The 244-nt window shown below is 36.5% G+C and carries 1 pseudogene; it reads left to right on the forward strand.

Going from position 1 to position 244, the window contains the following annotated elements:
* Positions 1 to 244, forward strand: a pseudogene (locus ACZ6JE_RS15485) (hypothetical protein); the annotation flags it as partial.

Genomic DNA, 244 nt, shown 5'->3' on the forward strand with positions numbered 1-244 from the left:
GTGATGATATTGCCGATACAAAATTAACTTTACCTGCTAAAAAGTTACTCGATATTTGTAAAAGTCTACCTGAAGGTTCAGACATTACGTTAAGCTTACAAGACCACCAGTTGTTATTAACGAGTGGTAAAAGTCGTTTTTCACTTACAACGTTATCAGCGGCTGACTTCCCCAATTTAGAAGAATGGGATGGTGAAGTTGAATTTCAACTAACGCGTTTAGAGCTTCGTAAATTACTTGAAAG

It is taken from the genome of Frigoribacterium sp. AC759 (assembly GCF_979256015.1).